A 12,602-nucleotide genomic window follows, 5' to 3' on the forward strand; every position below is an offset into this window, starting at 1 on the left:
GCGTAGCAGCGCAGAGGGTGGCCGCCGGTCACACAACGCAGCGCGTTCGGCTGATGGCCTGGCACTACCTGTCGTGGGGGAGCCGGGCCGTCGTGTGTCGAACGCGCGTGCTATGATTGCCCGGTTGGGCAGGCACCGCGCACGGCGTGTGGCGGCTGTCCTCCCCATTTCGAGGCAGATCGCCATGACTTCCTCCGACCTGCCGGACGTCCCGGCAGGTGTCCAGATGCCCGCGCGGGTCAACGATTTCAGCATCCAGGTCGCCACGGTCAACGGATCAGGTAGCCAGACCGCCAACATGGTGCTGCTCCGCTCCATCTTCCAGATGGGCGTGCCGGTGTCCGGCAAGAATCTCTTCCCCTCCAACATCGCCGGCCTGCCGACCTGGTACACCATCAGGGCGAACGCGCACGGGTACATCGCGCGCAAGAAGGAGATCGATTTCCTCGTCGCGATGAACCCCGAAACGGCACGCGAGGACGTGCTGTCGCTCGAGCCCGGCTGCGCGGTGGTGTACGACGAGGCGCTGAAGCTCGACCAGGTGCGCAACGACCTGACGTTCTTCCCGGTGCCGTTCGACAAGATCGTCGCCGACGTGTGTCCCGACGCGCGCCTGCGCCGTCTCGTGCGCAACATGATCTACGACGGCGTGCTGGCGCGCCTGTTGTCGATCGATCTCGCCGAGATGGACGCCGCGCTCACGCGGATGCTGAAGAAGAAGGCGCGGGCGCTGACGCTCAATCAGGCGGCGCTCCAGGCCGGCTTCGCATACGCCGAGGCGCACTTCGCGGAACGCCCCGTGCCCCTGCGTGTGGAGCGCATGGCCGCGACCAAGGGGTTGATCCTGATGGACGGCAACCAGGCGGCCGCCCTCGGCTGCCTGATGGCCGGCGTGACGGTGGTGTCGTGGTATCCGATCACGCCGTCCTCGTCGTTGTGCGAGACGCTCATCGACTACCTGCGCAAGTACCGCATGGACCCCGAGACGGGGCAGGCCACGTTCGCCGTGGTGCAGGCCGAAGACGAGATCGCCGCGCTCGGCATGGTCGTGGGCGCCTCGTGGGCTGGTGCGCGCTCGATGACGTCGACGTCGGGCCCGGGCATTTCGCTGATGGCGGAGTTCACGGGCCTTGCGTACTACGCCGAACTGCCGGCGGTGATCTTCGACGTCCAACGTGTCGGGCCGTCGACGGGACTGCCCACCCGCACGGCCCAGGGCGACATCGCGTTTGCCGCCGGCCTCTCGCACGGCGACACGCGTCACATCCTGCTGCTGCCGGCATCGGTCAGTGAGTGCTATCAGATGGGCATGCAGGCCTTCGATCTCGCCGAGCGCTTCCAGACGCCCGTCTTCGTGATGAGCGACCTCGATCTCGGCATGAACACCTGGATGTCAGAGCCCTTCCCGTATCCGGACGCCGATGTCGATCGTGGCAAGGTGCTCACGCCGGAGACGCTGCAGGCCATCGGCGAATGGGGCCGCTACAAGGACGTCGACGGCGACGGCATTCCGTATCGCACGCTCCCGGGGCAGTTCGGCCCGTCGTTCTTCACGCGCGGGTCGGGTCACAACGCCAAGGCCCAGTACAGCGAGCGGACCGACGACTACACCGACAACGTGGATCGCCTGCTGCGCAAGTTCGACACCGCGCGCACGGCGGTTCCGGCACCGGAGCTCGACGCCGGCGCCGGCGCGCGCGTCGGCCTCATCGCGTACGGCACGTCGCACTGGGCGGTGACCGAGAGCCGCGATCAGCTGCGCGACCAGCTGCACCTCGACACGTCGTACCTGCGGCTGCGCGCGTATCCCTTCACCGCGGACCTCGGCGCGTTCATCGATGCGCACGACAGGGTCTACGTGATCGAGCAGAATCGCGATGCGCAGATGCTCGGGCTGATGCGCCTCGAGCTCTCGGGCGAGCAGATCGCCAAGCTGCGGAGCGTACGTCACTACAACGGGCTGCCGATCGACGCCCGCTCCATCACCGACGAGATCCGCGCGCAGGAAGCGCGCGAGGCCCTGCCGCCCGAGACGTCGCCCGAAGACGCCATCGTCGGGGCAGAGGAGGCCGTCTAGCCGTGTCCACGCCAGCCGTTCCGCCGCCGAAGAAGGTCAATCGCATCAACCTCGAACCCGCCGCCTACCGCGGCGCGAAGACGACGCTGTGCGCCGGGTGCGGGCACAACGCGATCAGCGAACGCATCATCGACGCGTTCTACGAGATGGGCGTCGAGCCCACGCGCGTGCTCAAGCTCTCGGGTATCGGCTGCTCGAGCAAGAGCCCCGCGTACTTCCTGAGCCCCGCGCACGGCTTCAACTCCGTACACGGCCGCATGCCGTCGGTGGCCACGGGCGCGCTCCTGGCCAACAGGACGATGCTGGGGATTGGCGTGAGTGGCGATGGCGACACGGGGGCGATCGGCATCGGCCAGTTCGTCCACCTGATGCGCCGCAACCTGCCGCTCATCTACGTGGTGGAGGACAACGGCTGCTACGGCCTCACGAAGGGCCAGTTCTCGCCGACGGCCGACCTCGGGAGCACGCTCAAGAACGGCGTGGTCAACGACCTGCCGCCCATCGACATCTGCGCGCTGGCCATCGAACTCGGCGCCACGTTCGTGGCGCGCTCGTTCTCCGGCGACAAGAAGCAGTTGCTCGCGATCCTGAAGGCCGCCATCGCTCACAGGGGCACCTGCATGATCGACGTCATCTCGCCGTGCGTCACGTTCAACGACCACGAAGGATCGACCAAGAGCTACGCGTACGCGAAGGACCACGACGAACCCGTCCACGAGATCAGCTTCGTGCCGTTCTTCGAGGACATCTCGGTGGACTACGAAGAGGGAAGCGCCACACCGGTGCGGATGCACGACGGGTCCACGCTCGTACTGCGCAAGCTCGAAGCCTCGTACGACACCACCGACAAGCTGGAAGCGATTCGCACGCTGCACGAGACGGTGCGGCGCGGCGAGTTCGCCACCGGCATCATCTACCTCCAACCCGATTCGACGGACTTCGTCTCGATGCTGAACCTCGTCGACGAGCCGCTGGCCACGCTGCCGCAGGCGCGTACGCGCCCGCCTCGCGCCGTGCTCGACGAGATCATGGAGCGGCACAGATAACATGGAACGTACATTCGCGATCATCAAACCCGACGCCGTGAAGGCTGGCGTCATCGGCCGTATCCTCGCCCGCATCGAGCAGGAGGGCTTCGGCATCGTTGCAATGCGGCTGCAGCACCTCTCGAAGCGTGAAGCCGAAGGCTTCTACGCGGTTCACAGCGAGCGGCCGTTCTTCGGCGCGCTCACCGACTTCATGTCGTCGGGCCCGTGCGTCCTGCTGTGCCTCGAAGCGCCAGACGCGATCAAGAAGTGGCGCACGCTGATGGGGGCCACCAACCCGGCCAACGCCGACGAAGGCACGCTGCGCAAGGAGTTCGGCGCGTCGATCGACAACAACGCGACGCACGGCTCGGACGCACCCGAGACGGCGGCGTTCGAACTGGGCTACTTCTTCCGCGGCATCGAACTGTAATACCGAGCGAGCGAAGGCGAGCCAGCGGCGCGCCGAGTGAGTCGAAGTATGGCCATCAAAGCTGACAAGTGGATTCGCCGCATGGCGCTCGAGCACGGCATGATCGAGCCGTTCGAGGACCGCCAGGTGCGCGACGGCGTCGTGTCGTACGGGTTGTCGTCGTACGGCTACGACATCCGCGTGGCCGACGAGTTCAAGGTCTTCACCAACATCAACAACACGGTGATCGACCCGAAGCACTTCGACCCCCGCAGCTTCGTGGACATCAAGACCGATGTCTGCATCGTGCCGCCGAATTCGTTCGCGCTCGCGCGCACCATCGAGTACTTCCGCATCCCGCGCGACATCCTCACGGTCTGCCTCGGCAAATCCACCTACGCGCGCTGCGGCATCATCGTCAACGTCACGCCTTTCGAGCCGGAGTGGGAAGGCTACGTGACGCTCGAGATCAGCAACACCACGCCGCTGCCCGCGCGCATCTACGCCAACGAAGGCATCGCGCAGGTGCTCTTCTTCCAGGGCGACGAGCCGTGCGAGGTCTCGTACGCCGACAAGAAGGGCAAGTACCTGAAGCAGGTCGGCGTCACCCTGCCCAGGCTCTGACGCTGGGACAGGCAGCGTCGGCCCGCCGGGCCTGACCGTGGCGGGCTACGCCGGCGCGGTGTGCTCGCGGTCGAGCAGGAAGTGGAGCAGGTCGATCCGCGTGAGGATCGACGTAGGGTGGCGTGCCTCGTCCACCACGACCACCGCCGCACTCTTGCGCAGCGTTTCTTCGAGCGTGGAAATGGGCGTCTGCGGACCGACCACGGGCACGTAGCGGTTCATGACCTTGGAGACCAGGGCGTGGGCCGTGCCTTCGCCCGACTCGATGAACGCCATCACGTCGGCCTCCGACACCATGCCCACCAGCACGCCGCCAGACGTGACGGGCAGTTGCGAGATGCCGCGGGTGCGCATCACCTCGACGACCTGACCGAGCGTCTGCGTGTCTTCGGCCACGACGAGCGGCGGCCGTGTGCCGGCGCAGATGTCGCCCACGCGCGCGTCGATCGTGCGCGTCTGGAAGAACCCGTTGTCGCGCATCCACTTGTCGTCCACGAACTTGGTCATGTAGTTGCGCACGCCGTCGGCGAGCAGCACCACGCAGTTCTGGCCCTTGGTGAGCGAACCGGCCTTCTGCAGCGCGGCATACATCGCCGCGCCGCTCGACCCGCCCACCAGCAGGCCTTCCTCGCGGATCAGGCGACGGGCCAGCAGGAACGATGGCTGGTCCGACGTCTTCACCCACTCGTCGACGAGCGCCCTGTCGAGCACGTCCGGGATGAAGTCGTAACCGATGCCTTCCACTTTGTACGTGGAGACGTCCGTGCCGCCGCCCAGGATCGAGCCGACGGGATCGGCGCCGATCACGCGGCAGTCCGGTCGCACGTCCTTCAACCGGCGCGCCACGCCAGTGATTGTTCCCCCCGTGCCCGCGGCGATCACCACCATGTCGACCTTGCCGTCGAGGTCGTCGAGGATCTCCTGCGCCGTCGTGTCGTAGTGCACCTGGGGATTGGCGGGATTGGCGTACTGGTCGAGGATGTGGGCGTTGGGCAGCTGCGACTGGAGGCGCCGCGCGACGTTGATGTGGCTCTCGGGCGAGTCGAAGGCGGCTTCTGTCGGCGTGCGGATGATCTCGGCGCCGAGCGCTTCGAGGATGACCTGCTTCTCGCGACTCATCTTCTCCGGCATGGTGATGATCACCCGGTAGCCGCGCACCGCTCCAGCCAGCGCGATGCCGATGCCCGTGTTCCCGCTGGTCGGCTCGATCAACGTGTCGCCGGGCTTGATGCGTCCGTCCCGCTCGGCGGCGTTGACCATCGCCAGCCCGATCCGGTCCTTCACGGACCCTCCTGGGTTGAGGAACTCGCACTTCGCGTACAGGTTGCATTCGAGCTGCGCCCCGAGGCGGTTCAGCCTGATGAGGGGCGTGCGACCAATGGCGTCGAGGATGGAGTCGAGAAGCATGGGCGTCCCGCCATCATCGCACGGGGGATTGGGAAATGCCGGGACTGCCGCGATGCCGGGAATGGCCATACGGTTGCCGGTTGCCTCTTGCCGGTTGCCGGACGCTGTTCTGTACACTGCTGTCGATGATTCCGACGATGTGGGCGCGGCGCGTGTGCGCGGTGGGGATGCTCCTGCTGGCACCAGTGGCGCTGGCCGGCTGCGACAGCCTGTACTACCGCGCGATGAAGAAGGTGGGGTTCGAGAAGCGCGACATCCTCGTCAAGCGCGTGAAGGACGCGCGGGCGTCGCAGGTGAAGGCGCAGGAGGAGTTCACGACCGCGCTCGAGCGACTGAAGGAAATCGTCGACGTCGACGGCGGCGATCTCGAGAAGACGTACGAGCGGCTGAACAAGGAACTGGAGCGAAGCGAATCACGCGCGAAGGACGTGCGTGAACGCATCGCCGCCGTGCGCGACGTCTCGAAGGACCTCTTCAAGGAGTGGCAGGGCGAGCTCGGGAAGTACGCGGACCGGGCGCTGCGTGCAGAGAGCGAGCGGGAACTGCGGGACACGCGTCAGCGCACTGACGCGCTCATCGCGTCGATGGAGCGCGTGGAGACGCGCATCGATCCGGTGCTCGTGCCGCTGCGCGACCGCGTGCTCTTCCTCAAGCACAACCTCAACGCGCGTGCGCTCGGGTCGCTCACGAAGGAGCTGACGGCGATCTCGGGCAACGTCGACGCGCTCGTGGCCGACATGCAGCGCGCCATCGCCGACGCCGACGCGTACCTGAAGACGATGGAGCCCTCGTCCTGACGCCGGCAATCACCACGCGGTGTAGCCGCCGTCGATCACGATCGCCGCGCCGGTGACGTAGGTGGACGCGGGACTCGCCAGATAGACGGCCAGCGGGCCGATCTCCGGCGGTTCACCCGCGCGACCCATCGGCACGTTGCGCACGAAGGCCTCGATCACGTCTGGCCGGCGCTCGTTCCACTCGCGGTTCACGTCGGTCATGAACAGGCCGGGACAGATGGCGTTCACCGTGATGCCGTGCGGCGCCCAGTCGGCCGCTGCGCACTTGGTGAAGTGGACGACGGCGGCCTTCATCGTCTCGTAGTCGCGCCCGCCGATGCCGCGGTTGGCGATGAGTCCGCTGATCGACGCGATGTTGATGATGCGCCCGGGCTTTGCCGCCGCGAGCATCGCCGTCGCGAACACGCGCGTCGGCACCACGACGCTCATGAGATTGAGGTCGATCGAGCGCTGCCACGTCGACAGAGGCTCGTCCTGGATCGGCCCGCTCGCCACGCGGTTGCCGACGTTGTTGATCAGGATGTCGATCGGCCCGATGGCGTCGAGGATCGTGGCGCACGCCGCCTCGCAGGCCTCTGGCACGCCCATGTCGACCTCGTAGGTCCACGCCTGCCGCCCACGCGACCTGATCTCGTCGGCCGTCCGGGCGAGCGTCTCCGCCGTTCGTCCGGTGATCGCCACGTCGGCCCCGGCTTCGGCCAACGCCAGCGCCATCTCCCGCCCAAGCCCGCGGCTCGCGCCCGTCACCAGGGCGCGCCGTCCATCCAGTCGGAACAAGTCGAATACGTGCACGGGGGAACTATATCCGGCAACCGGCAACCGGCAACCGGCAACCGGCAACCGGCAACCGGGTAGCGTCTGCGCCAGGGGGCTGGCCTTCCGCCTGTGCGTCGGTACCCGGTTGCCCGTGCCCGGTGCCCGGCTTCTGATCCAGAATCCCCCATGCCTTCGTCGCGACGTCGATTCCTCGTGCGGTCTGGTGCCGCGGTGTTCGGGCTGGCGCAGGGCGTTGGCCTCCATGCCAGACAGCCCGAGGTCGACCTCGTGGTGCGTGGGGCGACGATCTTCGATGGTGTGTCGGTCGAGGGGCGAGAGGGCGACGTGGCCGTCAGCGGTGATCGGATCGGGGCGATCGGCCCGAAGCTGCCCGTTCGTGGGCGTGTCGAGATTGACGGGCGCGGACTGGTGGTGGCGCCCGGGTTCATCGATATCCATTCGCACGGCGACCGCGGCCTGCGCGAGGATGGTCGCGGCGAGTCCGTCATTCGCCAGGGCGTGACGACGATCGTGGTCGGCGCCGACGGCAGTTCACAGGCGACCGGCGCCGCCGACGCGTCGTTCCGTGATTTCTGGGGGACCGTCGCGGGCTGGCGGCCGGCGTGCAACGTCGCCTCCATGGTGGGCCTCGGCACGATTCGCGCCGCGGTGGTCGGGCAGGCCGACCGTCCCGCGAGTGCCGAGGAACTGGCGCGGATGGTGGCGATGGTGGAGCAGGCCGTTGCCGATGGCGCGTGCGGCGTGTCCACCGGCCTCGAATACACGCCCGGCGCGTTCGCGCGGCCCGGGGAACTCGCCGCCCTCAGTCGTCCGCTCGCCGCGCGAGGCCTGCCGTACGCGACGCACATGCGCAACGAGGACGACAGGTTGCTCGATGCCGTGGACGAGGCCCTGCGCGTGGGGCAGGAGGCGGGCTGTCCCGTCCAGATCTCGCACCTGAAGGCGATGGGCCGACGCAACTGGCCCCGCATCGACGAGGTGTTCGGACGACTCGACCGCGCGCGGGCATCGGGCGTCGACGCGATGTTCGACTGGTATCCCTACGTCGCCTACTCGACCGGGCTGTCGAGCCTCTTCCCGACATGGAGCCTCGAAGGTGGCGCCGCGGCGTTGCTGCAGCGAGCCGACGACCCGGCGCAGGCCACGCGCGTGCGTACCGGCGTGCTCGACAAGATCGCGCTCATCGGCGGCTGGGACAGCGTGCAGATCGCCGCCGTGAGCGCTGCCGAGGATCGCGCCGTGGAGGGGCAGCGGCTTGGCACCTTCGCCGCAGCACGAGGAATCGATCCCTACGTGCTCACGCTCGATCTGCTGCGCCGCAGTCAGGGCGCCGTGAGCATGGTGGGGTTCGCCATGGACGAGGCGTCGCTCGACCGTCTGATCGCGCATCCGCTCGCGATGGTCTGCTCCGATGGCGGCGCATTCGCCGTCGACGGGCCAACGCGCCGCGGCCAGCCGCATCCGCGTGGTGCCGGAACGTTCCCGCGCGTGCTCGGCCACTTCGTGCGCGAGCGGAAGGCGCTCCCGCTCGGCGAAGCCATCCGCAAGATGACGTCGGTCACGGCCGCGCGCGTGCGCCTGTCGGATCGCGGGCGCCTGACGGAGGGACTTGCCGCCGATCTCGTGGTGTTCGACCCCGCGCGCATCGCCGATCGCGCGACGTTCGCCGATCCGTTCCAGTATCCCGTCGGGATCTCGCTCGTGGTGGTCAACGGCCGGATCGTTGTCCGGGATGGCCAGCGGACGCCTGCCGCGGCAGGACGTACCCTGCGACCGGCCGCCCGCACGGCCGTTGCGGCGGCGGTCGTGCGCGGTGTTTGAGCGTACACTCGACGGATTGCCCCGTTGCCGGGGCCGTCTCTCCTGATGTCAGGTCCTGTCCACATCGCGTTTCTCGGCTGCGGCTTCATCACCAGGGTTCACTGCCGCCATTTGCGGAAGCTCGGTTCCGCCGTCACGGTGAGCTTCGCGAGCCGCGACATCGCGCGGGCGCAGGCCTACCAGCGCGAGTTCGCGGGCGTTGCCGCCTGGGGCGACTACGGGGCCGCCCTTGCCGATCCCGGCGTCGACGCCATCGTCGTGGCGGTGCCGCCGCGCTTTCATCTCGAACTGACACGCGGGGCGCTCGAGGCAGGCAAGCACGTGCTGGTGGAGAAGCCCGCATTCCCGTCGCTGGACGACTACCTCGCCGTGCGTGAGGTGCGCGACAAGGTCGGACGCATCGTGATGGTCGGCGAGAACGATCACTACAAGCCACTCGCCGTCACGCTTCGGCGCCTGCTTGCCGATCGTGCGGTGGGCGATCTCGTCTTCGGCAACTTCACGACAATCGCACATCGCCTCAAGTCGGCCGACGACTGGCGCAACGACGAGAGCCTGGCTGGCGGTGACGCCTTCTTCGAAGAGGGCATCCACTGGCTGCACGTGGCGGGGAGCCTCGGGCCGACGATCACGCGTGCGCACGGCTATCGGCCCGTCGTGTCGCGCAACGGGCCAGACCGCCGCGCCAAGTCGCTGCTCGTGGCCTTCGAGTACGACTGTGGTGCTGTGGGTGCACTCTACTATTCGCGCGAGATCCCGTCGCTGTTCCGGGGCGTCAGGTTCTCGAAGCTGTTCGGCCGCGACGGCGTCATCACGTTCGAATCCAACGGGGCGCTGGTGATCGTTCGCCGCCATGGACGGCTGCCGCGCATGATTCAGCCTGGCCTGCGCGACATCCGCGGCTATCAGGCGATGTATCGCGACCTGGTCACGTGCATCCGTACCGGCCGTCAACCGGAGATGCGTCTGGAACGCGCGATCGAGGACCAGCGCCTCATGGATCAGATCATGCGCAGCGCCCAGCGGCCGGCCGATCGGGTCGAGGCCGTCTCCTGAGCCGCGCATGCAGACGTACGCCTTCGATCTCGTGATCATCGGATCCGGCGCCGGCGGGGGCACAGTGGCGCGCGCGCTGGCAGACACGGGTCGACGGATCCTCGTCATCGAGCGCGGCGACGATGTGCCGTCGGAGGCCGAGAACTGGAGCCCGCACGCTGTCTGGCAGGCGCTCCGCTACAGGACGAGCGAGCGGTGGGTGGATCAGGCCGGGGCGGAGTTCCAGCCATACACGCACTACAACGTCGGCGGCAACACGAAGTTCTGGGGCAGCGTGCTGTATCGCCTGCGCCGCGAGGATTTCGGCGAGATCGCTCACAGAGATGGTGTCTCGCCCGCGTGGCCGATCGCGTACGACGACCTCGCACCCTGGTACGACAGGGCCGAGGCGCTGTATCACGTGCGCGGCGATGGCGCCGACGATCCCACAGAGCCGCCTCGTCGTCCGTACCCGTATCCCCCCGTTCCACATACCGCCACCGTCGCGCGCGTGATCGACGGTTTGCGCGCGCAGGGCCTGCATCCATCGCCGTTGCCGCTGGGGCTCATCGATCCCGGCCTGCCGGACGGCTGTCGCTTGTGCAACACGTGCAACTCGTTCCCGTGCCGCATCGACCGCAAGAGCGACGCCGACGTCTGCTGCGTACGGCCCGCACGCGCCGCAGGCGTGACGGTGTGGACGCGCGCGCTCGCGCAGCGGCTCGTCACCAACGCCGACGGCACGCGTGTCGCTGCCGTGGAAGTCGCGCGTGACGACGATGTCGTGCGCGTGGAAGCGCCGCTGGTCGTCGTGTCGTGCGGCGCCGTCAACTCCGCGGCGCTCATGCTGCGATCGGCGACGCGCCTGCATTCGCGTGGACTCGCCAACTCGTCGGGACTCGTGGGTCGCCGCTACATGGCGCACCTGGCGACGATGATGCAGGGATTCCATCCGTTCCGCGTCAACGACGCGGTGTTCCAGAAGACGGTGGCGATCAACGACTTCTACCTGAAGGGCCCGAGCGTCCCGTATCCGCTCGGCCAGATTCAGTCGCAGGGCCGCACGCACGGCATCATGGCGAAGGTGGTCGGCGATACGTGGTTCAACGGGTACGCGACCTGGGTGCCAGAATGGGCCTACGACGCGTGGGTCGCTCGCGGCGTGGACTGGCTCGCGATGTCGGAAGACCTGCCCGACGATGACAATCGCGTCACGCTGACTGACGAGGGCAGGATTCGCCTGTCGTACAGGCCCAACAACGTTGCCGCGCACGAAGAGCTCGTGCGTGTCGCACGACGGATGCTGCATCGTCTCGGTTTCTGGAAGGTGATGACGGCTTCGCATCGCGCACGCAACACGACGCACCAGTGTGGCACGCTCGTGTTCGGACGTGACCCGGCCACCTCCGTGCTCGACACGTTCTGCCGGACGCACGATGTCGAGAACCTCTTCGTGGTCGACGGCTCGTTCTTCCCCTCGTCGGCAGCCGTCAACCCCGGCCTCACCATCGTTGCGCAGGCGTTGCGCGTGGCCGATCACCTGCGACGCATGGATCTGCAGGTTTCACAGGAGGCGGTCGACGGCAACACGCCGGCGGCCGTGCAGCGCACATGAAGGTCCAGTCGTTCAGTCACGTCGGCATCACCGTGTCGGATTTCTCGCGGTTCGTGCAGGTGTACGCCGACGTGTTCGGGTGTCCCGTCGTCGGCGTGTCCGACGCACCACCGGAGCGCGTCAGGAGCTTCTTCGGCGTGGGACTCGACCACGAGACGCCGCGCTGCAAGATCGGATGGATCCGCGTGCCCGGCGGCGCCACGCTCGAGATCTTCGGGTTCGAGCCCACGCTGCCACCCGAGCGCATCCCGTGGAATCGGATCGGACAGACGCACTTCAGTTTCGAAGTGCGCGGCATCCACAGGTGGCACGACCACCTGAAGGCAAAGGGGCTGGAGATCGTGAGCCAGCCGGAGCAATCGCCGCGCGGGCACTGGTTCTTCTTCGTTCGCGACTTCGACGGCAACCTGATCGAGATGATCGATCTGCGCCACATGTACTACGTGCTGCGCTGGCTCGGGCCGCTCGGCGGCTGGCTGTTCCGCCGCGGCATGTACCGGCAGTACTACGACCGCTGACGCGCGCAGGGGACGTGAACATGGCACGACGTTACTGGCTGATGAAGTGTGAACCGGCCGCATACACGATCGACGATCTCTCGCGCGACGGCCGGACGAGTTGGGAAGGCGTGCGCAACTATCAGGCGCGCAACTTCATGCGCGACCAGATGCAGGTGGGCGACAAGGTCCTCTTCTACGCGTCAAACGCGACGCCGTCTGGCGTGACGGGCCTTGCCGAGATCGTGCGCGCCGGTTATCCGGATCACACGTCGTGGACGAAAGGACACAAGTACTTCGAGGACGGCAGCCGGGCCGACGATCCGACGTGGTTCATGGTGGACATCGGGTTCGTCGAACGCTTCCCGGCGACACTGTCGCTCGAGACGCTGAAGCAGACGCCCGGACTCGAAGACATGATGGTGACGCAGAAGGGAAGCCGGCTGTCCGTACAGCCTGTGGCGAAGGCCGAGTACGACATCGTCGTCAGGCTCGGACGCCGCGCGCGCTGACGC

At 67.4% G+C, this 12,602-nt stretch carries 12 protein-coding genes; 10 read left to right on the forward strand and 2 right to left on the reverse strand.

What is annotated here, in order from left to right; translation table 11 throughout:
* The first annotated feature begins 184 nt into the window (after nt 1-184).
* Genes IT182_15375 through IT182_15390 form a run of 4 tightly spaced genes read left to right on the forward strand, consistent with a single transcriptional unit; the run spans nt 185 to nt 4,138 of the window.
* Nucleotides 185-2,077, forward strand: a complete 1,893-nt coding sequence (locus IT182_15375) for a 2-oxoacid:acceptor oxidoreductase subunit alpha (protein ID MCC6164730.1) — start codon at nt 185-187, stop codon at nt 2,075-2,077.
* Between the two features lie 2 nt (nt 2,078-2,079).
* The gene (locus IT182_15380) at nt 2,080-3,123 is read left to right on the forward strand and encodes a 2-oxoacid:ferredoxin oxidoreductase subunit beta (GenBank protein MCC6164731.1); all 1,044 of its coding nucleotides are present in this window, start codon (nt 2,080-2,082) and stop codon (nt 3,121-3,123) included.
* A 1-nt stretch (nt 3,124) separates the two neighbouring features.
* Nucleotides 3,125-3,535, forward strand: coding sequence for a nucleoside-diphosphate kinase (gene ndk / locus IT182_15385; protein ID MCC6164732.1), 411 nt, complete (start codon nt 3,125-3,127; stop codon nt 3,533-3,535).
* Nucleotides 3,536-3,583: 48 nt separating this feature from the next.
* The gene (locus IT182_15390; GenBank protein MCC6164733.1) at nt 3,584-4,138 is read left to right on the forward strand and encodes a dCTP deaminase; all 555 of its coding nucleotides are present in this window, start codon (nt 3,584-3,586) and stop codon (nt 4,136-4,138) included.
* Nucleotides 4,139-4,183: 45 nt separating this feature from the next.
* Here IT182_15390 and IT182_15395 read toward each other — a convergent pair whose 3' ends face one another.
* Nucleotides 4,184-5,545 (reverse strand): cystathionine beta-synthase, encoded by a 1,362-nt coding sequence (locus IT182_15395; protein MCC6164734.1) that lies wholly within the window; start codon nt 5,543-5,545, stop codon nt 4,184-4,186.
* A 167-nt stretch (nt 5,546-5,712) separates the two neighbouring features.
* Between IT182_15395 and IT182_15400 the strand changes: the two genes are divergently transcribed.
* Complete coding sequence (locus IT182_15400) at nt 5,713-6,342, forward strand: DUF2959 domain-containing protein (GenBank protein ID MCC6164735.1); 630 nt, start codon at nt 5,713-5,715, stop codon at nt 6,340-6,342.
* 9 nt (nt 6,343-6,351) lie between these two features.
* Here the strand turns inward: IT182_15400 and IT182_15405 are convergent, their stop codons facing one another.
* The gene (locus IT182_15405) at nt 6,352-7,134 is read right to left on the reverse strand and encodes an SDR family oxidoreductase (GenBank protein MCC6164736.1); all 783 of its coding nucleotides are present in this window, start codon (nt 7,132-7,134) and stop codon (nt 6,352-6,354) included.
* Between the two features lie 150 nt (nt 7,135-7,284).
* Between IT182_15405 and IT182_15410 the strand changes: the two genes are divergently transcribed.
* The 5 genes from IT182_15410 to IT182_15430 are packed head-to-tail and all read left to right on the forward strand — an operon-like array spanning nt 7,285 to nt 12,599.
* Nucleotides 7,285-8,940 (forward strand): D-aminoacylase, encoded by a 1,656-nt coding sequence (locus IT182_15410; protein MCC6164737.1) that lies wholly within the window; start codon nt 7,285-7,287, stop codon nt 8,938-8,940.
* Between the two features lie 45 nt (nt 8,941-8,985).
* Nucleotides 8,986-9,996 (forward strand): Gfo/Idh/MocA family oxidoreductase, encoded by a 1,011-nt coding sequence (locus tag IT182_15415; protein ID MCC6164738.1) that lies wholly within the window; start codon nt 8,986-8,988, stop codon nt 9,994-9,996.
* A gap of 7 nt (nt 9,997-10,003) precedes the next feature.
* Complete coding sequence (locus tag IT182_15420) at nt 10,004-11,590, forward strand: GMC family oxidoreductase (protein MCC6164739.1); 1,587 nt, start codon at nt 10,004-10,006, stop codon at nt 11,588-11,590.
* On the forward strand, nt 11,587-12,108 hold the full coding sequence (locus IT182_15425) for a VOC family protein (GenBank protein ID MCC6164740.1): 522 nt from the start codon (nt 11,587-11,589) through the stop codon (nt 12,106-12,108). Before IT182_15420 ends, IT182_15425 begins: the two co-directional genes overlap by 4 nt.
* 20 nt (nt 12,109-12,128) lie before the next feature.
* On the forward strand, nt 12,129-12,599 hold the full coding sequence (locus IT182_15430) for an EVE domain-containing protein (GenBank protein MCC6164741.1): 471 nt from the start codon (nt 12,129-12,131) through the stop codon (nt 12,597-12,599).
* Nucleotides 12,600-12,602 lie beyond the last annotated feature (3 nt).

The sequence above is a fragment of the Acidobacteriota bacterium genome, from assembly GCA_020845575.1.
GTDB lineage: Bacteria > Acidobacteriota > Vicinamibacteria > Vicinamibacterales > Vicinamibacteraceae > Luteitalea.